This window comes from Pseudomonas sp. PD9R (assembly GCF_019200975.1).
Taxonomy (GTDB): Bacteria; Pseudomonadota; Gammaproteobacteria; order Pseudomonadales; family Pseudomonadaceae; genus Aquipseudomonas.
The window spans coordinates 566,402-591,528 of record NZ_JAHTMR010000001.1; the positions used below are offsets into that span (position 1 = coordinate 566,402).

Sequence of the window (25,127 nt, forward strand, 5' to 3'; positions counted from 1 at the left end):
TCATGAAGAACTCGATCAATCTGCCATATGACGATGCGACCTGCGGCTGGTACGCAGCGTTGCCTCAACAACCTGCCTGCAAGCGTTTGTCCGGCGAACAGCGTGCCGACTACGCGGTCGTGGGCGCAGGCTTTGCCGGCCTGGCTGCGGCCCGTCGCCTCGCCGAGCATCATCCGCAAGCACGCATTCTGTTGGTGGATGCGCAGCGGGTCGCCCATGGTGCCTCGGGTCGTAACTCCGGTTTCGTCATTGACCTGCCCCACAAGTTCGCCCTGGAGCATCCAGACCCGGCGCATAAACAACGCTTGCTGTCGCTCAACCGCGCGGCGATTTCGCAGTTGCAGGGTTTGGTACAGGACCGTGGCATCGACTGCCAGTGGTCCCATGCCGGCAAGTATCAAGGAGCAGTCGGCCAACGCGGCATGGCTTACCTGGATCACTTCGAACGCTTGATGAGCGACTTGGGCGAACCGTTCCGCCGAGTAGGGTCGACAGAGCTCGCCGGTGTACTGGGCACCCCGCATTACAGCGGCGCGATTTACACCCCCGGTTGCTACCTGATGCAACCCGCAGCGCTGGTCACTGGCCTGGCGCGGACATTGCCGGGCAACGTTGAGCTGCTGGAAGAATCGCCGATCCAGCGCCTGGAGCGTGACGGCCGTGGCGGCTGGATTCTGCATGGCACCTCGGGGCAGATCCGTACCCCGCAACTGTTGCTGGGTACCAGTATTTTCACTCAGGAATTTGGCTATCTGCGCAATCGCCTGTTGCCGGTGATGACCTTTGCCAGCTGGACCCGGCCGCTGACCGATGCGGAACTGGCTACCTACGGCGGGCAACTGGATTGGGGCCTCACGCCGGCGGATCACGCCGGGACGACGGTGCGCATGACTCAGGACCGCCGCCTGATTATCCGCAACACCTACAAGCACGTGCCCAAGTACGGGCGCAGCACCAGCGATGGCATGCGCGAGAATGTGCAGGCGTCCCATCGCAAGGCATTTCTGGCGCGCTTCCCGCAACTGGCCGACGTGCCTTTTAGCCACACGTGGGGCGGGGTTTATGCCATCTCGCGAAACTTCACCAACTTCTTTGGCGAGTTGGAGCCGGGCGTGCATGCGTCGGCGTGCGACAACGGCGTCGGTGCGGCGTGGGGCACGATCTCCGGCACGATGCTGGCGGACCTTGCGGTGGGTGCCGATTCGGCGCAGTTGAACGACATCCGCGCTGTCACCGGCATGCCATCGCTCAACCCGCCGGAACCGTTTCTTGGACTGGGTGTTCGCTCGCGTATTCGTCTGGCCGCCTGGAACAGCCGGAGTGAACTATGAGTCAGCCCGAAACGGAAAAAAGTCGGGTCCTGCGCATCGACCATAAGGACCTGGACTTCAACTTCCGTGGTGGTCCGCCCGGCGCTGCCTATGTCGCCCGTGCCCTCAGCAATGAAATCTCGCCGAACATCGGGGTGGGTTTCGCCCGCTGGGAAGGCGCGCAAATCGCCTGGACGGTGCTGTATGACGAGGTGATCTTCGTGATCGAAGGTTGCTTTGAATTGCAGGTCGGCGACGAGCTGTTCCAGGTCACACCCGGTCAGTTGCTGTGGATTCCTGAAGGCACGGAACTGGTCTATGGCGGGCATGCCTTGTTCGGGTATGTCGTGCATCCGGGCAACTGGAAAGAGCTTCACGGTTTGGCTTGAGACCTTGAGGGAGCGAGCTTGCTCCTACAGGGGGGGCGAGCAAGGCGTACCGGGGTTTCGTTCGTTTTCTCATGCCGCATTTTTCTGGAATCAGCACAGTGTTTGGACTGACGAAAACCTTTGGTGCGCTCTATTTGGCCAGCTTGTTGATGCAGTTGGGCTCGACCTTGCTGATGACTTACCTGGCACTTCGCCTGAATGCATTGGGGGCTTCTGAAACGGCAGGTGGTGCGTTGATGGCCACCAATGCCCTGGGCATGGTTGTGGGTGGTTGGGTCGGGCGCAGCCTGATCGCACAGGTCGGGCACATTCGCACTTATGCGGCCTGTGCCGGTACGATTGCGGCGGCGGTACTGGCCCATGAATTCAGTACGTCCTTGCCGTTCTGGCTGGTGCTTCGGGCGCTGGTCGGGCTGGCCATGATGTGCCAACTGATGGTGTTGGAGAGCTGGCTTAACGACCAGGCCAGGACCGAACAGCGTGGCGGTGTCCTGGCGCTGTACATGGTGGCGAGTTACGTCGGCATGATGCTCGGTCAGTTGGCCTTGAGTCTGGATGAGGGATTGGGCATCCGTGCGCTGCTGGGTGTGGCGATGGTGTTTGCCTTGTGTTCGGTGCCGGTGGCGCTCACCCGTAGCGCGCATCCAACGGCGGTGCCGGCGGCATCCATTGATTTGCGATTGTTCCTGCGCAGGATTCCGCAGTCGTTGGTGACCATTCTCGTGTCTGGCATGGTCAATGGCAGCTTCTATGGCCTGGCTTCGATCTATGCGAGCAAGCAGGGGCTGGGAACGGCGCAGGTCGGGCAGTTCATGGCATTGACCATCGGTGCGGGACTGTTGGCGCAGTTGCCTCTGGGCTGGCTCTCGGATCGCTTGCCCCGCGCCAGTCTGATCCGCGCAGTGGCCGTGTTGCTGATACTGACCAGCCTGCCGTTGGCGTTCTATCAAGCCCCTTCATTCACGACGCTGCTGTGGTTCGGGGCGGGCATCGGCTTTTTGCAGTTCTGCCTGTACCCGCTGGGCGTGGCGCTGGCCAACGACAACATGGAACCGCAGTTACGCGTGTCGCTCTCGGGGATGCTGTTAATTACCTTCGGCGTCGGCGCCTGTTTCGGGCCGCTGATCGCTGGAGTGCTGATGGAGTTTTTCGGGCCATCCAGCTTTTATTTTTTCTATGCGGGCAGTGCAACGTTGCTCGCGCTATTGGTGGGCCAGGCGAAAGTGACTGGCAAACACTTGCACAAGGATGCGCCGCTTCATCACCCCTCGACACCTAACGGGATTGCCAGCTCCAACCTGGTGGCGGTCGCTGAGCCTGCAAATAAATGCGCTGAAGTGCGTTAGTGAGAGGAGGGCGTCAGTTTCTTCGTCGAGCAAGGGACAGGACAGGAAAAATACAGGGGGAAACCGATTCTATTGATGCGTTTTTCTCATGAGTCGGTGACGAAAAATGGTTTGAACGACGCACCCGTTTCAACGATCTTGGCGATGCTGCCAAGACCCGGTTAGACCTGAATTAACCCATGGATGAACAGTGCCTTTGACCTGGCGTCAATGAGTGCCAGGCGACGAGCATCCAACGGAACACTCTCTACACCCTTAAACAAAAACAAAAGGGGATAAAAATGCGTGCTCAATCCGGCCTGTTGAAAGGCCTGAATCCGAATGTGACAGTGGCTTCCATATTAGCGGTGATCATATTTGTACTGTTTTGTGCATTTAAAGATGAACAGGCAGCCAAGGCCTTTGAAATGGCTTCGGTGTTTATTCTGCATAACTTCAAATGGTATTACATCGCCCTGATCAGCGGTGTGCTGGGCGTACTGCTTTATATATCCGTCAGCCGTTTTGGCAATCTGAAACTGGGTGCCGAACATGATGTGCCGGAGTTCAGCTTCCCCTCATGGATCGCCATGTTGTTCAGCGCAGGGATGGGGATCGGCCTGATCTTCTGGTCGGTTGCCGAACCCATGCTGCACTATGCCGATAACCCGTTCTCCAAAGGGTTGACGGATGAATCGGCCACCTTGGCGATGCGTATCACCCTGTTCCACTGGGGCCTGCATCCATGGGCGATTTTTTCCATGATTGGCTTGAGCCTGGCCTATTTTGCTTACCGTAAAGGTTTGCCGCTGGCACTTCGCTCACTGTTTTACCCGCTGATTGGCGACCGCATTTATGGCTGGTTTGGTCATGTTGTCGACATTCTGGGTGTGGTGATTACGGCCTTTGGTGTCTCCCAGTCTCTTGGTCTGGGCGTGGCGCAGATCAATACCGGGCTGCATCAGGTATTTGGTATTCCGGTCAGTATCGGGTTGCAGTTGTCGATTATCTTGTTTGTCAGTGTAGTTGCCTGTATTTCGCTACTGGCCGGGCTGTCTAAAGGCATGAAGCGTATATCGACGCTTAACATGTACTTGTCATTCATATTAATGCTGGCGGTACTGGCGATTGGTCCGACCCGCTACATCCTGAACCTGATGTTTGAATCCACCGGCGACTATGTTCAAAACATCGTCGGCCTGAGTTTCTGGATGGACACGCAGAAGGACACTGAATGGCAAAACTGGTGGACAGCGTTCTACTGGCCATGGTGGATGACCTGGGGGCCTTTCGTTGGGCTGTTCATTGCACGGATCTCCAAAGGCCGGACCATTCGTGAACTGGTCATCGGCGCTCTGGTGGTGCCGACGATGGTGACCATTCTGTGGATGTCGGTGTTCGGTGGCGCTGCGCTGAAGAACGAGCAACAGGACCGACAGGCTTACCAGGCGTCCGTCGCTGCTCAAGAGGTCACTGCGGATCAGCCGAAGTTTGCCGGCGGCACGGTGTTGCTGGCCACCAAGAAAGAAACCACCGCTGCGATGTTCACGCTGCTGCAGTCGCTCGATGGTAAAACCGTCGGCGCCGCGCTCTCGATCCTCGTCTGCGTTTTGCTCGGTGTGCACTTTGTCACCACGGCAGATGCGGGAACCCAAGTGTTGTGCACGTTGTGTGCGCTGGGCAGCACCAATCCGCCCAACTGGATCAGATTGTTGTGGTGCATTCTGGAAGGTTCCATTGCCGCGGGCCTGCTGCTGGCCGGGGGACTCAAGGCCATTCAGATGGCAAGTATTGCGGCGGGGCTGCCGATTGCCATGCTACTGCTGGTAATGTCGTACACATTGATCAGCAGCTTGCGTAAGGAAATGCCGAGCGTTCCAGCCTGGGCACCTGCGCGCGATAGCTTGCCGGAGCTGGGGCTTGCGCATGCCGAGCGTCGCGAAGCAGAGTCGAACCTGGGTAATACGACGCCGCTGACCGCAGCATAAGCCTACTGATGACCCTCACGGGGCAGTTTGTAAAAACACCGAAACCGTCCTCTGGCAGAGCTGACGGTTTCGGTGTTTTTTTACGCCTTGTGTTACCTGCCAATCGCGACACAAACCGCTCTATTCATGCGCAATCCGTCAACAGTGTTTGTCCGGTGGGCGGCTTTTTAGGAAAGGGTCAAACACCTAGCATCGTCTCTACCGAATGAACCCATGTCATGGGTTCTCAAGGTACAAACCAAAATTTCAACGAGACGGTGAACACCATGAACATTTCAAAAATCGCGATTTTTCTTGCACTCGGTTTATTAGGGACACAGGCATTTGCGGAAGAAAGCCAGGCCAAGACGCCAGCGATCAAGGCGCCCGTCGAGACCTACTCTTACGGCACCAAACTGGACATCAAGAAGGTTATTACTGTGACCGACATTCCTAACGTATGCGGACCGGTCCCGGCACAAATGACCTATGAGGACTCCAACGGCCAACGCCACGTCCTGCAATATCAAGTGATGGGGACTGGATGCTCAAACGGTTGAGTGCGGTGCAAACGGTGGAGGGTCGACACTCCATGTGTGCAACGTTAGCGAACCCGTTTTCTCGATGAGCCAGCGATTTTTTCATCAGCAGCCAACAAGCCTGGAATACAGTCTTTAAGAAACTCCACCCAGGTCTTTATTTTTGCATCGACGAATTTGCGTGACGGGTAGATTGCGTACAGATTGAACTCTTCGAAATGGTACTCGGGCAGTACGCGCACGAGGGTGCCAGCCTTCAGTCCTTCCACAGCAGAAGCAATGGGCTGAATACCGATTCCCATCGCGGTTTTTATCGCAATGGTCATGCCATCGGCTGTATTGACGTGAAAGGGCGACACGGGTGTGTTGACCGTCTCCACGCCTTCGGGGCCTTCAAATACCCAGTTTTCAACCGGCATAATCGTATTCACGATTCTCAGGCAATCATGTTCGCCAAGCGCACCCGGAGTATCGGGCATGCCGTGTTTCTTCAGATACGCCGGCGAGGCGCAGAGGATGCTGTAAGTGATGCCGAGCCGTTGAGCGACAAACCCGGAGTCGGGCAGGTCCCGCGCCAGGACAATCGACATGTCATAGCCTTCCTCCAGCAAGTCAGGTAGCCGGTTGGTCAGGGTCAAATCAAACAACACCGACGGATAGATCTCCCTGTACCGGGCAATGGCTTCGATCACGTAGTGATTGCCAATGGCGCCCATGGCATGAATTTTCAGCCGGCCAACGGGCTTGATGTGTGCAGTGCCTGCTTCCTCCTCCGCATCACGGATCTCTTCCAGAATTTTCTCGCAGCGCTGCAAGTAGCGCAGACCTGCTTCGGTCAACGCCAGACGTCGGGTGGTACGGTTGATCAGGCGGGTTTGAAGTCGGGCTTCCAGGCTGGAAACCGCTTTCGAAACGTTGGTTGTAGTGGTGTCCAACAACTGCGCCGCCGCTGTAAAACTGCCGGTCTGGGCGACCGCCGTGAAGAAGCGCATGGTCTGGAAAACATCCATCGTTTCACCTCGATGAGTCAAAAAAAAGGGGCGGCCCTGCACAGGACCGCCCCTTGTCGTGTGTCATTTTTTGCGCGGGATGAATCCAGGTACACCGGTTTCCACTACCGAATTGAAGCGTATCCGGGTCGTTATGTCCTCACGGATTTCATGCATGGCCCGATGGGGCAGGGTCGCGATATCAAAATTCTCCCGAATACGGCTTGGTGTGACAGAGGTAGTCAGGAAAGCGGTGCCCCGTTGAACGGCCCAGGCCAGTGCTACCTGTGCCGGGGTTTTCTGTACGCGTCGGGCGATGCCGGTAATGACAGCGTCTTCCAGTAAGTTGGGTTCCATGGCATGGCCCAGTGGTGCAAAGGCCAGCACGATGATTCCGTGCGCCTTACAGAACTCCAGCAATTCCCATTCAGGCAAATAAGGATGGGACTCGACCTGCACGACGGCGGGCTTGATCCGGGCCTGCGCGACAATCTCTTTCAGAGCTTCCAGGGTGATATCGGACAAGCCAATGGACTTGCAGCGGCCGTCATCCACCAGGCGCTCAAGTTCCCGCCAAGTCTCGATCAATGTCACGCCCGAGTCGTAGATGACATGACCGAATGCATCCCTCGGGTCCTGGTTGTCGCCGGGTTCAAAGGCAAAGGGCGTGTGGATGATATAGCAGTCGATATAGTCAACCTGAAGGCGTCGGCAACTGGCCTCGAAAGCAGGCAAAACGCGCTCGGGACGATGGTTGGTGTTCCACAGTTTAGTGGTGACGAACAGATCCTCTCGCCGGGCCTTGCCGGCCTCCAGGAATTCCTTGAAGGCCACGCCCACCATTTCTTCATTTCGATAGCGTTCCGCGCAATCGAAATGGCGAAAGCCGGTTTCCAGCGCGAGTCTGGTTGCCTGGGTTGTCACGCTCAGGTCTTTGAACAGGGTGCCGAAACCAACGGCTGGCATTTCACCAGAGCCGTGTACAAGTGGAAATGTGGTTTCGCGAAGTGCGTCGAAAATGGGTTCGTAAGACATGACTATTACTCCGTTGCCCGGGACCGCAACTGCACAGCGCAGGGGGCCCTTGTGTAGGTGTTCATGAGCGCATGCGCGACGGTTGTGCAGCGGTGATTACTGATACGAAGGTTTTGGTTCTTCGCGACTGGCCACTCGTTGTTCGAATACACCGACGGAGTTACCGCCGAGCGCGACAAACAAGCGCACCGTGTCGAGGTATTGCGCGGTCTTCACCTGGATCTGTCCCAGCAACGCCTGCTCGTAGGCACGCTCCGCCTCAAGTACCTGGAGAATGCTGTTTTCGCCTTGCGCGAACGCTTGCTGGTTCAAGCGAAAACTGGTCTCGGCCGCGCGCAGCGCGTCTTCCTGTGCAAGGTTTTGCTCGGCGTCATGGTTGATGGCCTGCAACGTATCCGCGACCTGGCCGAACGAACTGATGACCGTCTGCTGGTAGCCGGCGAGCGTTGCCTTATAGCCTTCGACAGCAGCCTGCTGTTCAGCCTTGAGCGTGCCGCCGTCGAAGAGCGGCCCGGCGATCCCCGCAGCGAAGCCCCAGAGTGCCGCGCCGCCATTGCCCGAAGCGGCCTGCGCCAGCGATGCAGAGAGCGTTACATGGGGATAGAGGTTGGCGGTTGCCACGCCAACGGCGGCATTGGCGATGTGCAGTTCAGACTCGGCTTGCAGAATGTCGGGGCGGTCATGGGCCATTTCCGAAGGCAGACTGACGGGCACGTTTGGCGGCAAGGCAAACTCGGCCAGATCGAAGTCCGGCGCGATCCAGTCGGCCGGGCCCTTGCCCGTAAGGATCGACAGCGCATGGCGTGCTGCATCGCGCTGCTGGGCGAGGGGCGGCAATAACGTGCGGTCCTGAGCGAGACGAGTCTCGGCCAGCGACACATCGATCTGCGTGGTGCTGCCATTGGCGTGCGCCGAACGTACCAGTTCGAGGTTCTTGGTGTCGTTGGCCAACAGCTTCTCGACGGCGCGCATCTGTGCGTTGGCAGAGGCCACCAACAAGGCCTGGCTGGCAACATCGCCGGTCAGGGTCAGGTACGCCGCTTCGTAGCGATGTTTCTGCAGATCGGTAAACGCCTGCTGCTCTTCGACCTGGCGCTTGTTGCCGCCAAAAACATCAAGATCGAAGCCGACCCGCGGGCCGATCGCATAGAAATTGGAGATCGAAGGGTCTTTCGCGTTGTGCGTCCGTTGACGGCCAGCGGTGGCACCGAAGTCGACCTGCGGATACAGCGCACCTTCTGCAGCGGCGACGGAGGAGGCCGCCTGGCGGATGGTCGCGTCCGCGGCGACGAGTTCAAGATTGCCGTCGATGGCCCGGCGCACGACCTGGTCGAGTTTTGGCGAACGAAAGGTCGACCACCACTCACCGCGTACCTTCTGGCCGAGGCCGATGCGCTGTTCGCCGGGCTTTTGGCCGCTTTGGCCAAGACGTTGCTCGGCCTGCTGGTCATAGTGCTGCGTCGCGGTGGTCTCGGGGGATTTGTAGTCAGGGCCGACGGTGCAGGCTGACAGGAATACCAGCACCGACAGCGCACTGATTTTCGATGGGAACAGATGACGGGATTTCATTTGGCACACTCCGAAAATTAGTTGGTCGCAGCGGGTTTGCGAAGAAAGACAACCAGTGGGCTCACCACCAGCATCACCACCATCAAAATCTTGAACTGGTCGATGACGGCGATAAACGCGGCCTGCCCAGTGATCATTTCGTTGAGCCCGGCAAGTGCTGGCAACGGCGCCGAGGTCAGCGAGTGCGATGCCGCGCGATAGGGCGTCAGGTTGCTGGCCAGTGCCATGTGCATCGCATGGGTGTTGTTGAAGAAGTACAACTGCACCACCGCAACGCCCAGCGTGCTGCCATAGGCGCGCATCAGATTGAAAAAACCGGTGCCTTCCGGGCGGAACTTGGGATCCAGGGTGTTGAACGCCACTTTGCTGATCGACGGCATCAGGACGCCAAGGCCAATCCCCTGGATCGCACCGGCAATTGCGACCGGCGACCAGTCCATCAGCGGCGAATAACCGAGCATCATCCAGTTGGCATACGCCACCAGTGCAACGCCTGCCGCAACGAAGAGACGTTGGTCGTAGCGATCGGTAAAACGGTTCATCAGGAAGAACGCCCCGACAAGTCCCGCGCCTCTCGGCAGCGTCAGGAAACCGGTGGTGGTCGGCGGGTAGCCGAGAATTTCATCCAGCATCGGCGACGTCAGTGCCATGGTCGACAACAGTACGAACCCGAGTGCGAAAAAGATGATCGTCGACAGTACGTAGTTGCGGTCCTTGAGCAGGCTCTTGTTGACGAAATGCACGTTTGTCGTGAGGACATGCACAACAAACAGGTAGATCCCCAACACAAAGGCCACCGTTTCGATCCAGATCTCGGGCGAAGCAAACCAGTCCAGGCGCTCGCCACGGTCGAGGAGCATTTGCAGCCCGATCATGCCCAGCGTGAACGTGCCGAACCCAAAGAAGTCAAAGGGTGGTTTTTTTTCGGCCTTTTTCTCGGCAAGTACCAGTGTCACCACCAGAAAAATGAAGGCCGACAGCGGCACACTGGCGTAGAACATCGAACGCCATCCGTGATTGTCGCTGAGCAACGCCCCAATGGTCGGACCGGTGGCAATGCCCAAGAGCACAATGAGCCCGAGCACCGCGCCGTATTTCGGACGCCGGGCCGGTGGCAATGTCTCCATGGCAATGCCCATCGAGAGAGGTCCGAGCACGCCACCGGCGATGCCTTGAACAATCCGCGCGCCGATGAATTCCATCGGGGTCGTTGCCGCCGTGGCGAGCAGCAAACCCACGATGAACAGGGCGATTGCGGCTTGGTAGACAAGCTTCAAGCCGAAGCGCCCGGCCAGCCACTGCGCAATCGGCATGGTGATGGCGCTGGCGCCGAGGTACGCAGTGAATATCCAGCCAGCCTGATCGTCGGTCATCGACAGGCCGCCCTGGATAAACCTGAGCGCCGAGTTTGGCACCGGCAGGTTCGCCGACTGCATGAAGGTTGCCAGCAGTGCGGCGAACCTGAGCGAGCGTGCACCACCTGCCTCCGGGGTTCCAGCCGCGTTGGCGTTCATCAGAAGTTACCTGCGGTCAACAGCGACTTGAGCGGGTGCCACCAAGGCGTGCGATGGCCGGTGTCGACTTTTACCGTGGCGCTGGTGCCTGAGAACAGCGGCAGGGTGGCGTCGATCGCATCAAGTTCGAGGCGCACCGGTACTCGCTGGACAACCTTGACCCAGTTGCCAGTGGCATTTTCTGGTGGCAGCAGGGCGAAATCCGATCCGGCACCGGGGCTCATGCTGACAACGTGGGCCTTGAACACGTGGTCAGGGTAGGTATCGATGCTGATGGTCGCTTCCTGGCCGGGGCGCATGTGCGTCACCTCGGTTTCGCGGAAGTTGGCCTCGACCCAGATCTCGTGATCGGAAATCAGCGCGAAGGCCGCGGCACCGTTGTTGACATAGTTGCCCACTTGCAGATCGTCGACCTTGGCCACGATGCCGTCGGCTGGCGCGTACACCGTTGCGTACGAGAGGTACAACTGCGCCTCGTCGAGCTGCGCCTTGGCCTCACGAACGGTCGGATGGCTGTCGGCGTCGATGTTCGGATTGCCATTCAAGGAAACAACGGTGCTGGCGATCTGCTGTTCGATCGACGCTATGCGTTGCCGTGCGACTTTGACGTCGGTGTCTGCACGCTCAAAAATGGAGCGCGAAACAAACTCGGTCGCTACCAGTGCTTTCTTGCGCGCAAAGTCGCGCTGATCGAAATCGGCCGACTCTTTGGCCGATTGCAATTCTGCCTGTTGTTGGCGGTAGCTGGCCTTGAGTCCGTCGATGCGCAAGCGCGCCACGTTCAGCTGGGCTTCGGCACGGTTGACCGCGATCTGCAACGGTTTAGGGTCGATGCGAAACAGCACCTGGCCCTTTTGAACCCGTTGATTGTCCTCAACTGCAATTTCGACGACTTGCCCGGAAATCCGCGCGTTAATCGAAGCCTTGGCCACACGGGCGTAGGCGTTGTCGGTCGAAACAAAGGGCTCGCCTGCCACGTAGTGGGCGTAACCCACTACGGCGAAGACGGCAGGCACGCCGATTATCAGCCATGGGCGTAGTTTTTCCTTGAGCGGCTTTTTGACGGCCACGGGCTGTTCGAAGGTCTGCGAAGCTGGAATGTCGAACTGTTTAGTCATGATCGAATACACCTTTAACCGGGGAAATCGGGCTAACAGCTGCATGAATCGCCTGCGGCCCTGACGTTAATAATTGCCGTGAGAAAGCAAACCGGTGGGCAGTGGGGAGGGTGACTCCGTTGCCTCTGTTTCGTCGCCGCAACACCCAATTCGAGCTTCGCTTCAACAAACCTGTAACCGAGGAACTTTTGGTTCCTTATTTTTGTGCGATGGTGTAAGAATATCCCTGCACTCACCCATATTCAAGGATTTTGTACGACATGGCACAAAATAAAGTTACAGAGGGCAAAGGCCGAGGCCGCCCCCGCGCGTATGACCCGCAGACAGCCCTGCAGCAAGCGCTTGGTGTGTTCTGGAGCACCGGCTATTCCGGCGCTTCGCTCGACAGCATTGCCACGGCGGCGGGTATGAATCGCCCAAGCCTGTATGCGGCGTTCGGTGACAAACACGCGATCTATATCAAAGCGCTCGAGCAGTATTGGGAGTTCGCCGTTGCCGCCATGCATGAGGCGTTGACGGATTCGTCGCTGACCCTGCGCGAGGCGTTAATGCGTTTTTATGAAGGGCAGTTGTCGATCTACTTCTCGGGAGAAGGTCAGCCCCGAGGCTGCTTTGCGATCGGCACAGCGACGACCGAGGCGGTGGAGGATTCTGAAATACGCGACGTCCTTTCGGATCGATTGAGCCGGCTCGACGCCGATCTGGAAGCGCGTTTGCGGCTGGCCATTGATTCCGGCGAATTGAAAAGCAGCGTCGATGCCGGGGCCCTTGCGGTACTTGCCGCCTCCCTGCTGCACAGCATCTCTATCCGTGCGCGGGCGGGCAAATCCCGCGAGGAGTTGACGGAGCTCGCACGCGATGCGGTCAGTGTGATCTGCGGTGGCTGAAGGTCTCGAAGATATTCTGGCTGAACAGCTTGCGGTGATTTTCTGTGGCATTAATCCAGGCGTGATGGCCGCGGCCCAAGGGCATCATTTTGCGGGCCGGGGCAATCGCTTCTGGCGCACGTTGCATCTCGCCGGTTTTACCCCTGCGCAGGTGCGTCCGGAAAACGATCGGACGATCTTGCAGTATCAGTGTGGCTTGACGGCCGTGGTTGAACGGCCGACGGCGCGGGCGGATCAGCTGTCACTGCATGAGTTCAAAGCGGCCGCTGCGGCGTTCGAAGAAAAGATCACGCGCTATGCACCACGCTACGTGGCGTTTCTCGGCAAAGCGGCGTATTGCGCGTTATCCGGTCAACGAGACGTTGAGTGGGGGCTTCAGCGCCAAACCTTTGGCAATGCCGCGGTATGGCTGCTGCCCAACCCGAGTGGCCGAAATCGCGCGTTTACCCTGGAGCAACTGGTTGAGGCCTATCGCCAGCTCCATTTGGCGTCGGGCGATAGGCGGGTGTTCTAAGGGTTACGTTCAGCCAGTTCCTCCAGCAGGTCGGCGGATGGCGCGAAGAACAGGTTGCCGGTGACAGCAGTGCTGAAATCCAGCAGGCGGTCATAGTTGCCCGGTGGTTTGCCGACAAACATGTTTTCGAGCATTTGCTCAAGGGGTTCAGGCGAGCGCGCGTAGCCAATGAAGTAAGTACCAAACTCTCCGGCACCTGGCCGGCCGAACGGCATGTTGTCGCGCAGAATCTTCACTTCCTGGCCGTCCTTGGTGATCGTCGTCAAGGCACTGTGCGAGGAGCTCGGTTTGACCGAAGCGTCGAGCTCGATATCGGACAGTTTCGTGCGCCCGATAACCCGCTCCTGCGCTTCAACAGATAGCGCGTTCCAGGCAGTCATGTTGTGCAGGTATTTCTGCACCAGCACATAGCTGCCGCCACTGAATGCCGGGTCTTCATCGCCGACAATCGTGAAGTCGATGGCCTTGCGACCGACGGGATTTTCGGTGCCATCCACAAAGCCGATGATGCTGCGCATGTCGAAGTAGCGAAAACCTTGAACTTCGTCGACGACCGAGATCGCGTCGCCCAGTGCGCAGATCAATTGCGTTGCCAACTCGAAACACAGATCCATCTGGTCTGCACGGATGTGCAGCAAAACATCCCCAGGCGTTGCAACAGCCAGACGGCCTTCACTGCCGAACTCGCGGAACCCGTGTAGGGCGGCGGGGCGGGGGCCGCCGAACAGGGTGTCCCATGCGTTGGCACCAAAGCCGCATACACATGACAAGTTCCCGGCGGGGACCCGTTTGCCCACCGATCGCGTGAGGGCCGCGATGTCGGCGCACCAGGCACGCACTTTAGTGGCACGCTCACTACCCGGCCCCAATGTTGCAACGATAAAAATCGCGCTGCTGGTGATGGGATTGCAGATCGATTGAGGCTCCGCAGACGAGGTATTCGTTGGCAGTCGCGCGGTCATAAGCGGTTCCATGAGCGGAAGGTCAAGTTTGAGAGACATTAGCAAAGATTCGCGCCGGTTTTCTGCCGTCAGGGCACGTCAAGGCTCAAACGGCTTACGGCACCTGGAGTGAAAGGGTGGATAAGCATCCTGCCGGCGAAAAAAAGCGTTGTTTTCTGCTGGCTATAGAACTGGATAAGCGGATGTAACTGATTGGACTCTTGATGTTTTTTTTCAAAAGCATCGCTAACTTTCGAAAAGATAACAATAAAGTTTTCGAGGGGGCAGACCGGTGAAAGTTAATGTCTGACGCCGGGCAGTTGCATGCGAATACGGTCCATTCGCTGATGATGAATAGCGTTGCTGTGGCGATATTTTGACGCCGTTCTGCGCGATTTTATATTTTAATTTATTATCGTGACGAGCTATTGACGTACTGGCTATGTGCTTATAGGCTCAGTTTAACCTGATGAAAGATTCCACCCTTCTAACAAAGAAATTACCTCTGTGCAGGGAGGCGGTGCCATGCGTCCAACAGTTGTCATTAAATCCGTTCTGGTAATGATGCTTCTTAATGGTGCGGCTGTCTTTAGTGCGCAGGCGACCAGTTTTGTCAATGAAACTAATCGCATGGGTAATTCTTGCGATGCGTTAAGGTCGCAAGTTGGTGTCGCACTCGAAGAGACTTCCGGTAGCGAGCTACTTACTTTTGGAAACGGCCTTGGCATGCCTGCATTGGTCACCGATATCTATTTCGATGGTGAAAAATCTGCCAAATTCAGCAGTGTGATTCATCACGCGGGCTCGACTGAAAGTGTCAATGTTTCTTCTTGCGACGGTTTAATGGCGGCGGTTAGCGATGATCAAGCGATGGTTAATCTGATTGGTCAGGATACCGGCTTGACTGGTGTGTCCAATCAACCGAAGGCTGTACCGTTGTCTGCGGTTGCATGGCTGTTTTCTTCAGCGCTATTTGGTTTTGTTGTAGTAGCCAATCGACGCAAAGTTTAAGGTTTGAATTTGGGTTTTTGGTGAGGTTAGTTGCCATTAAGTCAGATGTTAATCGCGATGTTGACAAGAGGAAGTGTCAGTTTAATAGACTGACAAAATCGGATTGGGAAAGGTTGGCGGGGGTCGGTAACGACCATGATGCAATTAATTTGACGAGGTAGGCGCAGGTTACTGTGTTGTGCTTTAAGTGATTGTTAAATAATAAAATTTCGCTGTCTGAGGTAGTGTCAGATGAAATTATCCGCCGGCAAGCTCGATTCAAATGGTCTTTTATGGTTTCTTTTGCATGAAACGGGGGAGAGTGTTTCTGCTCCGTTTTTGTGCAAAACTCCTGGCAAGGCTACTTAGGCGGAGGGATCCCGAATGTTGCGTTTATTGCTACCTGCGCTCTGTGCGCTGTCTGTCTGCTCCGGCATGGTCTGTGCCGATGAAAAAAGTGGGGCATACCTCCTGAACCCAGGTGATGTCATTCATTATTCGGTGTGGGGTGAGACGAAGCTGGAGGGAGACTTATCCGTACTTCCCGATGGCAGCGTAAACTTTCCTTTGGCACGCCAAATTCATGTTGCGGGGCTTGATACGGCCGCAGTCGAAAAGGCGTTCGCCGCCAAGCTCGAAAAATACATACCCGATCCGGACGTAAGCGTCGGTGTCAAAGACCCTAAGGGTTATCTCATCTACTTGAACGGCAAGGTGCTCAAACCCGGCCCGGTACAGATGACCGGACCAACCAGCGTGCTGCAAGCCTTGAGCATGTCGGGTGGGGTCGACAAGTTCGCGGACACGGGTGATATCAAGATCATTCGGCGAAAAGGGACTACAGACGTGTCAATGCCCGTTCGTTATAAAGATCTGATGTCCGGAAAGGACATGTCCACCAACTATGTGCTCCAGGTCGGCGATACGTTGGTCGTGCCTTGATCTTGCGCGATGTTTTAGGATTGAGCCTTCTCATGCTACGAACCACCGGGGCCGCGACAGCCATTTTAATGTTGCCGTATTCGGGTGCGGCCTACGCTGCCACCTGGCAATCAGCCGTTGCAGTGCCTTCGACCGTCGAGTACGACAGCAATCCGGTACTTCTCGGGGACGACGACAAGAAGGGGGTGACGCGAACGATCATCGCCCCCGATTTGAGTCTCGTCGGCACTTCTGGCCAGGATCAATTGAATATCGGCCTTGGGCTGAACGTAGTGCACTCGTCCGACACCTCCATCGTCAAGAACCGTCAAGACCCAAAACTGCTGTTAGGGTGGCAACGTGAGACCGAGAAGGGCGCCTACGGGTTGACGGCGAGTTATGTCGAAAGCTCGACGCTTTCCAGTGCGGTTCAGCAAACCGGTGTGATCGCCCCCACTGATGGCACGCAAAAGCAGTACACCTTGGGCGCCAACTGGCGTTCAGCAATCAGCGAGCGGAGCACGCTGGTCGACGAGGCTGAATACACGAACGTCGACTACGATGTTAATTCACTGACCCCTTATGACGAGCTTTCGAACCGAGTCAGCTGGATTTACGCGTGGAGCGAACGCGTTGATCTCTTCACACGTTTTTCAGTGAAGCGCTATGAGCCGGAGTCGGGCTCCGGAATCGCCTCCTCGAACAGCTACACCCCAACCACCGGTTTGAACTACAAGATTTCCGAGCGGCTTGAGGGTTCGGTGTACGTGGGTGCCAACAAAACCTCGGGTACGGATAGCAGTCCAACCGGCCAGGGCGGGTTCAATCTGCACTATACCGGTGAGCGTTTTGAAACGATCCTCGATGCCAGTCGCAGCACGATCGCCAACGGTGATGGCGGTTTCGCCGAGAGCGACAATCTGCGCGGCACAGTGAGTTACTCCATCGACGAGTTCAGCCGCACCGGTATTGACACCTCGTGGCAAAAAACCAAAGGCACGGCGCCAAGTACCCTGCGCAGTTTCAATGCCTGGGTCAGTCGAGAACTCTCGCCTTTTTGGGTTGCGCGCCTATCCTACACCTACAAAGAACGCGTGGAAGATGGCTTGCCGGATGCCAGCGCCAATGTTGTCGGACTGACGCTGACCTATAGTTATCCCGAACTCTGAAATTCAGCTGTGTGAGTATTTATGGCCTCTGAATACGAAATGTCGGTCAACGACTACATTGCAATAATCAAGCATCACGCGGTGCTGGTGATCGTGAGTATCGTGGTCATTCTCGCCGTGAGTGTATTGGTGGCGATGTCCATTCCTCCGGTTTACCAGTCATCCGGCACGATTCTGGTCGAGTCTCAGCAGATTTCGCCAGACCTGGTGGCGGCGAACAACAACACCTTTGCCGATGAGCGTATCGAAGTCATCCGCCAGCGCGTGATGACCCGTGAGCATCTGGAAGGCATCATCGACAAGTACAATCTTTTCTCTTCGGAAAGCCGTCGGTTGAGCGTTACCGAGAAAATCGACGAAATGCGCAATGCGATTACCGTCTCCCTGGTCAGTGCCGCCGTCAAAGGGCGCGGCGAGGTGACCATTGCTTTTCGTCTTGGCTTCGAGCACAAGCAGCCAGAAGTCGCAAACAAGGTCGCCAATGAACTCGTGACGCTGTTTCTCGATGAGAACATCAAGCAGCGCACCGAGCGTGCCAGTGAAACAACAGAGTTCCTGACGCAAGAGGCGGACAAGCTCCGGGTTGAGCTGGAAACCCTGGAGAACCGCTTGGCGGACTTTAAGCAGGCGCACAGTAACGCACTGCCTGAGCATCAGGAGTTGCGCATGAATATGCTGTCGCGCGCCGAAACCGAGCTCAAGGAAGTCGACCGCGACTACAAGGCTGCCAAAGAGGAATTGCGCTTCAACGAGTTGGAGGTTTCCGCCGCCAGTGCCGGGGTAGCGACCAAGCCTGGTGCGTCTGGTGCGGCGGCTGATCAGCCGCAGGATCTGGGTAGTCTCAAGGCGGAGTACACCCGGTTGCTGTCGCTCTATACCGAAGCTCACCCCGATGTGCGTGCCGTCAAACGCAAAATCGCTGCGCTTGAAGCTACTCAGGGTAAGGGGGCGGGTGCAGTGAGCGCGGTCAGTCTGGATGTTGCCAAGGCTCAGGCCCGGGTAGCGGCCTCGGACGCGCGCATCAAGTCGCTGGCTGATCAGAAGCAGGGCATTCTCGCAAAAATCGACGCTTACGAGGCGCAGATACTGGAGACGCCGCAAGTCGAGCGCGGCCTGGTCACTTTAATGCGTGACCACGACAACGCTCGTAAAAAGTATGAGGAGATTCGGACCAAGGAAATGGGGGCGAAGATTTCCGAAAGCCTGGAGCAGGAAAACAAGGCCGAGCGTTTTGTTCTGCTTGAGTCGCCGCTGATGCCTGAGAAGCCGGTACGGCCAAACCGCAAGAAAGTGGTTGCCATGGGATTTGTTCTCGCCCCGGTAGGCACTGGTGCATTGGTGATGTTGCTGGAAATGCTGAATCAGCGTGTTCGCGGTGTCGAGGCGCTGACAAGTGTGTTGGGTAGACGCGTATTGGGCACCATTCCCTACATTCACACCAAGGCGGAGCTGGCGCGTCGCAAGCGGTTGCGCCAGCTTCTGATCCTCGGTGGAGTCATGTTGATCGCGGGCATTCTGGTGCTCGTGCATTTCTTCTACATGCCTCTGGATCTACTGGTGTTCAAGGCTCTGGCCCGGTTTGAATAAGGAATACAGCCATGGAAATTATCAAGCCAGCGAGCGATAAGAACGAGCAACAGCCTTCGTCAGGTCTGGTGACCACATCGACCCCGCAGCCTGCGACGCTCAATGCCCTCAGTTATGTACAAACCAGGGTTGTGCCCTTGCGGGCAGACCACCTTGAGCGCAACCGCATTGTGGCTTACAACAAGAATTCGAGTATGGGCGGGGCTTTCGATTTGCTGCGTACGCAGGTTCTGAAAGCCATGGAGGAAAATGGCTGGCGCACGCTGGCGATTACCTCGCCGACGCCGGACTCAGGCAAAACCGTCATGGCGATCAACCTGGCGATGAGCATCGCGCATCACACCACCAAGACGGCGTTGTTGGTGGACTTCGATTTGCGTCGTCCGAAGGTGGGTGCCTGCCTGGGCCTTACGATGGAAAAGTCGCTCAATGAACTGCTCGCCGACGAAGCCGAACTGCAAGACGTGCTGGTCAATCCGACCTTGCCGCGCTTTGTGGTCCTGCCGACACGAGAGCCGATTCCCCTCTCGACTGAGGTGCTGTCCTCGCACGCGGTGAGCCATTTGATCAGCGATCTTCGCGAGCGCTACAACTCGCGTATCGTGATTTTCGACTTGCCACCATTGTTGAGTTCGGATGACGTGATTACGGTCTTGCCGAAATTCGATTGCGTGCTGCTGGTGGTCGCGAACGGCATGAACAGCAAGAAAGAAATCGAGGAATGCCTGCATCACCTGGGGACATCCAATCTGATTGGCACGGTGCTGAACAAAGCCGAGCCGCAAAACCGCTCTTACTACTAGAGCGGCTCTCTTCGGCGCGCGGCGTTACTTGTCGGCGCCGAGTCTCAGTGCCAAGGGTACTTCTGCTCCCAGTTCCAGGCGTGCGTCACTATCTGTTCCAGTGAGGCAAATCGTGGCTGCCAGCCAAGTAGTTCGTTGGCCCTGCGGGGATCAGCCACAAGGCGCGGCGGATCGCCAGCGCGGCGTGGCGCTTCGCCTACGCGGATATCCTGCCCGGTTACATGGCGCGCAGTGTCGATCACTTGCTGGACCGAAAATCCTTGGCCGTTACCGAGATTGAAAGCCGTGCTTGCACCGCCTTCCAGCAGATAATCCACGGCTAGCGCGTGAGCTGCGACAAGATCGGCAACGTGAACATAGTCGCGAATGCAGGTGCCATCAGGCGTGTCGTAATCACGGCCGTAGACGGTGATGGATTCGCGCCGGCCCGAGGCAGCTTGCAGGATCAGGGGCAGCAGGTGGGTTTCCGGTTCATGACGTTCACCCAACTGACCTTCAGGGTCTGCTCCGGCGGCGTTGAAGTAACGCAGGCAGACCGATTTGAGGCCGTATGCGCGGTCGAAATCTTCAAGCATCTGCTCCACCATCCATTTGCTGCGCCCATAAGGGTTGATCGCGGCCTTGGGGTGCTCTTCATCGATGGGCACGTACATCGGGTTGCCGTAGACGGCGGCGGTGGAGGAAAAGATGAAGTTTTTAACACCCGCCCGCACCATGGCTTGCAGCAGCGACAGGGTGGCGGCCAGATTGTTTTGATAATACTTGCCAGGTTCGGTGACGGATTCGCCCACTTGTATAAAGGAGGCGAAGTGGAAGACCGCATCGAATGGGTGAGCCGCAAACAGGGCATCCAGTGCCGGTGCATCGGCGATGTCCAGTTCGACCAGTGTCCCGCCCGTCAACGCGCTGCGATACCCCGTTGAAAAGTTGTCTGCCACTACCAGTTCGTGACCTGCATTCAGCAGTTGCTTCACCATGTGCGAGCCAATGTAGCCCGCGCCACCCACCACCAAAAATTTCATCCTGATCTCCGATCTTCCAGGGCGCTATTGCTGTGCAAGCACAGCTTGGAACCTCAGTGCGATTTACCTGAGCATTACGTTAAAAGATAGTTTTAGCTAGTGAGTCTTGCAGCGGCGGCCTGCAATTGATTCGAAGCTTTGGAACCCTGAAAATCATGGCACTACACGCCAATTAAAGCTACCCTTCAGACTGCATTCGGGTGTCGTGCGAGAATAAATATAAAATGAAAAATTCCGCCAAAGTTAGCGATTGCGCGCTACAAATATTAAAAGCGGAATGGCCAAATTTAGTGTTGTGGTCATATTTGCTGTCACCGTTGATAATTCGGTTGGTGCTGAACTATCAGTACTCGAAAATTGATGTGTTAGCCTTCTATACTGTTGGCATGTCGTTGTTGTGGTTTTTGGCTATTAGATTTGTGTCGGGCAATCAGTTCAGGGTTCACGTTGTTCTACTGCCATTCTATCTGGCAGCAACCATGGATCTGTTTCTGGTGTTGAATTTCAGCTCAAGACTGACAGCAGCCTATATATTTATTGGCTTGACCAACTATAAGGAAGCAGCCGATTTTCTACCGACCTATTGGCGATCCATCAGTATCGTTCTGGTGGTGTTCATGCTGTGCTATGGGGTTGGGCTAACGGGTTTATACAAACGCGACTTGTATAAGAACAAAGGTATTTTTGTTCTGGCCATTAGCGCTTTGCTACTGGGGTATGGAGCGTATTTTTATAAAACCGTCAAGATAAACTCTTTCGGGAAATCTGCATTCATGGATCTCCTGGCAAAAGATCAAAGCACGCCAGTGGGTTATTTGTCGCAAGTCGGCCTCACTGCAGACTTGTATCTGGAGTCGGAGAAATTCATCAAGCGTCGCCTGGCGTCTGATGTAAAAATAACCCGCGTATCCAAGCAATCAAATATAGAAACCATTGTGTTTGTGATCGGTGAGTCATCACGGCCGCAAAATTGGTCTCTCTACGGGTACAACCAGGAAACCACCCCGAATTTGAACAAGCAGGTGGGGCTTTTCAAGTTTAATAATATCTGCACCACGGCCCCATACACTTCGTTTGCGGTGCCTTCAATGCTGAGCCTCGAGCCTATATCGGATTGGGAGTCGATTGCGTCGACAAGGTCGCTGGTGAGTATATATCGTGCCGCCGGGTACAAGACCTATTGGCTGTCTGCACAGGAAGTCGATAGTTTTGGCGGAATAATTCCACAAATAGCGGCTGAGGCACAGTATCGTCAGTACTTTGAGAGAAGCTATGACGGCGCATTAATGTCAGAGTATGAAAAAATACTGCAAAACAGCGATGCAGAAAAGCAAGCCATATTTATTCATATCAAGGGTAGTCATTTCGAGTATTCACGTCGATACCCGGAAGGTTTCGATAAATTCAAGCCTTCAACGGACACCTTCAAAGACAAAACCATCGCGGAATATAACAACACTATTTTGTATACGGATTGGTTGCTAAGTACGTTTATCAAGCGGCTGGAATCAAGTGAAAAACCCTCTGTCTTGTTCTATGCATCTGATCATGGTGAAAATATGATGGATGACGCCCGAGGGCTTTTGGGGCACGGTCTTGGCAATAAATACGATCTCCCGGTCTCGGCATTTATCTGGGCCTCAAGTAATGTTTCAAATCAACAAGCGCTGCAGCTTTTAAAGTTGAAGGATAGAGAGGCTCAAAAAGTCAGCATATCGTCGCTATCGCATACGCTGTTAAGTCTTACGGGGGTTTTTACGGGGAAATACAACAGTTCAAATGATTTGCTGAGTAACGATTTCGTATCGTCGGAATGCCCTTATCTTCTCGGCGCAGGATATGTTCCATCGTTTGATTTTAACGCTGATTAAACAAACCAGGCAGAACAACGCTGCAGGCGTTGTTCTGCCTGGTTGACTTCACTGCTTACTGGTGGCCTTTTTCAAAAACAACCAGCTCGACGCCTGCAAGCCGTCGAACTTGATGGTATAGCGGCCATCAAGGTAAGCCGCGGGCAGCTTCTTCATTTGCCCCAGTACGCCGTGGGTGAACAGCGTCAAGCCTTGCGGCGCCTGGACTGTCAGCGTGCCCTCAAGGGGCTCAACGTAAAAAGGTGTTTTGTCGTTGTCCTGGGGAACGGCACGGGTGCCCAGCGAAATCAGTAGATTCTGCGATTGGCCCAAGGGCGCATCGTCCAGACTTTGCACCACCACACTGGCGTTGGCGGTCTTCACCTGAACCTGAATGTTGCGAAGGCTGACCGACTCGCCGCCGATCCAGCCGGTCGCGGCCTGGGTGCGCGGCGTATCGATGGTGTAGACGCCCTGTTTCCAGTTGCGCTTCAACTCACCCGTGTCGGTTGTGGATTCGCTGGCATTGGCGTCCAGCAGCGATTGATTCGGGTCATGAAATTGCTGTGCACTGTTCGGGATAACGCTTTGTTGCAACCAGGGCAATTCCGGCGTCTGTGGCATCGCGATTTCCAGCTTGCCTTTCTCCATGGCGGTGCGCAGCAGAGCAGAGTTGGCCGGTGTGATCATTTGATTGAACAGGGTGTCTGGCGTCGGCGCGAAGACGTAGGTCGTCGTGGCTTCGTGAACGTCCGCACGGCGATAAAGCAATGCGGCGGCGGGCAGGGTGGCCAGCATTGCAGGGTCGTTGTAGGCGTGCCAGTTGCTGGCACTCATTCCTTCGCCCCCCAGTGGCTCCTGGCTGTAGGCATATTGCATCAATGCGTCCCAGCCTTGGTGGCTCGCGGTGCCAGCGACATAGAGTGGCAGCGAGTGGCGGTCTGGCGTCGGGAAGGGCTCATTGTTCCATTCGGTGACGGTCAAGGGTTTGCCAATGACCTGGCCGGCGGCAATCCAGTTCACGATGCCGTCGCTGTAGAGCGGGTTTTTTTCTATCTGTCCGGAGCCGCCGTAGCTATGGACGTCGATTACGTCGCCGGCGGTGAGGGCCGGCAGGGAGTTCAAGGCATTGCCACCCCAGGTGCTGGTCGTGGCAATGGGGACCTTCACGCCTATTCCACGCAGGTGTTGAATCATGTCGACGTTGAAACGTCGCTCAAGATCGTTAAGGAAAAGCTTGGAGGGACCTGGCTCCCAGGCACGCCAGGTCTGGTTGGCCGAAAGATTGTGCTGGCTGGCGAAGGCCTCGGCTTCTGCCATATAGACGCGGTTGTGCTTTGGCACTTGCTTGTCTGGCAGAAGGGCATTGCCAAAGTGGAATGTAATGTCATTTTCGTTGGTAATCAGGACGGCGGCGATCGCCGGATCGTCTTTGTAGGCGAGGCCGGTGTAGGCGTTAACATGGGTCATATAGGCTTCGGTGAAACGCTTCATGGCTTTCTGAATGGTGAGATTCACATAGTTGTAGCCCTTGAGATAGGCGATGTTTTGCTCTTCTTTTGGCAGTTCATCGAAACCATAAATGTTGTCGTTTGCCATAAGGGCTCGCTGGACGTGCATATCGAGCCACACATAAATGCCTTCGTCTTTCAGGCACTTGATCCACCAGTCGAGTTTTCTCAGCGATTCCGGGCTGAGTTGCTGGGTGTCACGCGTGACCCGGACGTCGCCAAAGATGTTCGGCAAGACCCATGGCGAGTCATGGTGGTGCAGTCGTACGAGATTGAAACCCAGTGCGGACAGGCGTTTGGCCTGCTGCTTGATGGCATCGTCCGGGGTTTTGAACAGTGTATAGGCCGAAAGGTTGGTGCCCCAGAAGCGCGCCGGCGTATTGTCCGCAAACAGCAATTGTTCGCCGGAGGCTTTAATAAAGCCGCGCTTGCCTGCCGGTTTTTCCTGAGCGTTGAGAAAGGACAGGTCGACCGGCGAGGTATTGCTGTCGAGCTTGTCAGTCGGCCAGGTCTTCGGGTCAGTCAGCCCGAAGCGCTCACTGCTGGTCGGGCCGACCGCCATATCCCCGGAAACGCTCAAGGTGGCGGTGAATGCCTGGCGGCCAGGTTTGATCGTGTTCTTGTAGAAAAAAGCCCGCACCTCGGATTTACCGCCCGGTTCAAAGTACACACCCGCCAGCGCGGGCTCGAAGCGCATTTCGATGTGTCGTCCTTGTGCGTTGCCCCACGACCAGCCTCGGTTGTCAGCTAGCAAAGTGGGCTCGCCCATTTCTCCGGCGAAAAGGGCGGAGTCGAAGTTGAAGACGATACCGCCACCTGACAAGCCCGACTTCTCGCTGCGTGCATCCAGGACAAAGTTCCAGGTCATCGTTTGCTCGTCTTGCTTCTGAATCTGTGCAGCCAAGTCGAAATCCAGCGCTTTGTTTTTTCCGGCAAGGGAGTATCGATAAGGGCCATTGACCTTGAATTCGGTCTGCAAATACGTCCAGTCCCAGTTGCTCCCAAAGAAGGAGAATTTGCTGGCAACAGCCGGGCTACCGCCACGCGCGAGTGCTGGCAGGCCATTGCGCTCTTCGACACTGGCGACCCAGTCAGACGCCCAGGTACGCAACGGCCAAACAGCAAAAAACAGCAGTAGCAGGAGCAATATCCGGGGGCGGCGAAACAACGGGAGCAT

21 protein-coding genes are annotated in these 25,127 nt (G+C 56.2%); 13 read left to right on the forward strand and 8 right to left on the reverse strand.

The window, feature by feature from the left end:
- Window positions 1-2: 2 nt before the first annotated feature.
- The 5 genes from KUF73_RS02590 (at window position 3) to KUF73_RS02610 (ending at window position 5,551) form a co-directional block, all read left to right on the forward strand.
- A complete protein-coding gene (locus tag KUF73_RS02590) occupies window positions 3-1,331 on the forward strand; it encodes an FAD-binding oxidoreductase (protein ID WP_218436468.1) in 1,329 nt (442 codons plus the stop codon).
- Entirely contained in the window at window positions 1,328-1,699 is a 372-nt protein-coding gene (locus tag KUF73_RS02595; protein WP_218436469.1) for an ethanolamine utilization protein EutQ, read from the forward strand. Before KUF73_RS02590 ends, KUF73_RS02595 begins: the two co-directional genes overlap by 4 nt.
- 98 nt (window positions 1,700-1,797) lie before the next feature.
- Complete coding sequence (locus KUF73_RS02600) at window positions 1,798-3,045, forward strand: MFS transporter (RefSeq protein ID WP_218436470.1); 1,248 nt, start codon at window positions 1,798-1,800, stop codon at window positions 3,043-3,045.
- Window positions 3,046-3,326: 281 nt separating this feature from the next.
- Window positions 3,327-5,012, forward strand: a complete 1,686-nt coding sequence (locus KUF73_RS02605) for a BCCT family transporter (RefSeq protein ID WP_256345316.1) — start codon at window positions 3,327-3,329, stop codon at window positions 5,010-5,012.
- A gap of 266 nt (window positions 5,013-5,278) precedes the next feature.
- Window positions 5,279-5,551, forward strand: coding sequence for a DUF2790 domain-containing protein (locus KUF73_RS02610; RefSeq protein ID WP_218436837.1), 273 nt, complete (start codon window positions 5,279-5,281; stop codon window positions 5,549-5,551).
- A gap of 44 nt (window positions 5,552-5,595) precedes the next feature.
- Here the strand turns inward: KUF73_RS02610 and KUF73_RS02615 are convergent, their stop codons facing one another.
- The 5 genes from KUF73_RS02615 to KUF73_RS02635 form a co-directional block, all read right to left on the reverse strand.
- Window positions 5,596-6,540, reverse strand: coding sequence for a LysR family transcriptional regulator (locus KUF73_RS02615; RefSeq protein WP_218436471.1), 945 nt, complete (start codon window positions 6,538-6,540; stop codon window positions 5,596-5,598).
- Between the two features lie 63 nt (window positions 6,541-6,603).
- Window positions 6,604-7,554, reverse strand: coding sequence for an aldo/keto reductase (locus KUF73_RS02620; protein ID WP_218436472.1), 951 nt, complete (start codon window positions 7,552-7,554; stop codon window positions 6,604-6,606).
- Between the two features lie 96 nt (window positions 7,555-7,650).
- Window positions 7,651-9,123: an efflux transporter outer membrane subunit gene (locus KUF73_RS02625; protein ID WP_218436473.1), complete on the reverse strand. Its 1,473-nt coding sequence runs from the start codon at window positions 9,121-9,123 to the stop codon at window positions 7,651-7,653.
- A 17-nt stretch (window positions 9,124-9,140) separates the two neighbouring features.
- Window positions 9,141-10,637, reverse strand: coding sequence for a DHA2 family efflux MFS transporter permease subunit (locus tag KUF73_RS02630; protein ID WP_218436474.1), 1,497 nt, complete (start codon window positions 10,635-10,637; stop codon window positions 9,141-9,143).
- The gene (locus tag KUF73_RS02635) at window positions 10,637-11,755 is read right to left on the reverse strand and encodes an HlyD family secretion protein (protein WP_218436475.1); all 1,119 of its coding nucleotides are present in this window, start codon (window positions 11,753-11,755) and stop codon (window positions 10,637-10,639) included. The genes KUF73_RS02630 and KUF73_RS02635 overlap by 1 nt, the downstream gene beginning before the upstream one ends.
- Window positions 11,756-12,015: 260 nt before the next feature.
- Between KUF73_RS02635 and KUF73_RS02640 the strand changes: the two genes are divergently transcribed.
- Entirely contained in the window at window positions 12,016-12,642 is a 627-nt protein-coding gene (locus KUF73_RS02640) for a TetR/AcrR family transcriptional regulator (protein ID WP_218436476.1), read from the forward strand.
- Window positions 12,635-13,156: a G/U mismatch-specific DNA glycosylase gene (gene mug / locus KUF73_RS02645; protein WP_218436477.1), complete on the forward strand. Its 522-nt coding sequence runs from the start codon at window positions 12,635-12,637 to the stop codon at window positions 13,154-13,156. Before KUF73_RS02640 ends, mug begins: the two co-directional genes overlap by 8 nt.
- Here the strand turns inward: mug and KUF73_RS02650 are convergent.
- The gene (locus tag KUF73_RS02650; RefSeq protein WP_218436478.1) at window positions 13,153-14,118 is read right to left on the reverse strand and encodes a Dyp-type peroxidase; all 966 of its coding nucleotides are present in this window, start codon (window positions 14,116-14,118) and stop codon (window positions 13,153-13,155) included. The two genes, mug and KUF73_RS02650, sit on opposite strands and share 4 nt — an antisense overlap.
- Before the next feature lie 504 nt (window positions 14,119-14,622).
- Between KUF73_RS02650 and KUF73_RS02655 the strand changes: the two genes are divergently transcribed.
- From KUF73_RS02655 to KUF73_RS02675, 5 genes are all read left to right on the forward strand, one after another.
- On the forward strand, window positions 14,623-15,108 hold the full coding sequence (locus KUF73_RS02655) for a hypothetical protein (protein WP_218436479.1): 486 nt from the start codon (window positions 14,623-14,625) through the stop codon (window positions 15,106-15,108).
- Window positions 15,109-15,471: 363 nt separating this feature from the next.
- Entirely contained in the window at window positions 15,472-16,029 is a 558-nt protein-coding gene (locus KUF73_RS02660; protein WP_218436480.1) for a polysaccharide biosynthesis/export family protein, read from the forward strand.
- Window positions 16,030-16,061: 32 nt separating this feature from the next.
- The gene (locus KUF73_RS02665; RefSeq protein ID WP_218436481.1) at window positions 16,062-17,177 is read left to right on the forward strand and encodes a hypothetical protein; all 1,116 of its coding nucleotides are present in this window, start codon (window positions 16,062-16,064) and stop codon (window positions 17,175-17,177) included.
- A gap of 21 nt (window positions 17,178-17,198) precedes the next feature.
- Window positions 17,199-18,764, forward strand: a complete 1,566-nt coding sequence (locus tag KUF73_RS02670) for a Wzz/FepE/Etk N-terminal domain-containing protein (RefSeq protein WP_218436482.1) — start codon at window positions 17,199-17,201, stop codon at window positions 18,762-18,764.
- Between the two features lie 11 nt (window positions 18,765-18,775).
- Window positions 18,776-19,567: a CpsD/CapB family tyrosine-protein kinase gene (locus KUF73_RS02675; protein ID WP_218436483.1), complete on the forward strand. Its 792-nt coding sequence runs from the start codon at window positions 18,776-18,778 to the stop codon at window positions 19,565-19,567.
- A gap of 44 nt (window positions 19,568-19,611) precedes the next feature.
- Here KUF73_RS02675 and galE read toward each other — a convergent pair whose 3' ends face one another.
- Window positions 19,612-20,589 carry a UDP-glucose 4-epimerase GalE gene (gene galE / locus KUF73_RS02680; protein WP_218436484.1) on the reverse strand — a complete coding sequence of 326 codons (978 nt, stop codon included), beginning with the start codon at window positions 20,587-20,589 and terminating at the stop codon, window positions 19,612-19,614.
- 224 nt (window positions 20,590-20,813) lie between these two features.
- Here galE and KUF73_RS02685 point away from each other — a divergent pair, with 224 nt between their 5' ends.
- A complete protein-coding gene (locus tag KUF73_RS02685; RefSeq protein ID WP_218436485.1) occupies window positions 20,814-22,460 on the forward strand; it encodes a sulfatase-like hydrolase/transferase in 1,647 nt (548 codons plus the stop codon).
- A gap of 48 nt (window positions 22,461-22,508) precedes the next feature.
- Here KUF73_RS02685 and KUF73_RS02690 read toward each other — a convergent pair whose 3' ends face one another.
- On the reverse strand, window positions 22,509-25,127 hold the full coding sequence (locus tag KUF73_RS02690; RefSeq protein ID WP_218436486.1) for a cellulase family glycosylhydrolase: 2,619 nt from the start codon (window positions 25,125-25,127) through the stop codon (window positions 22,509-22,511).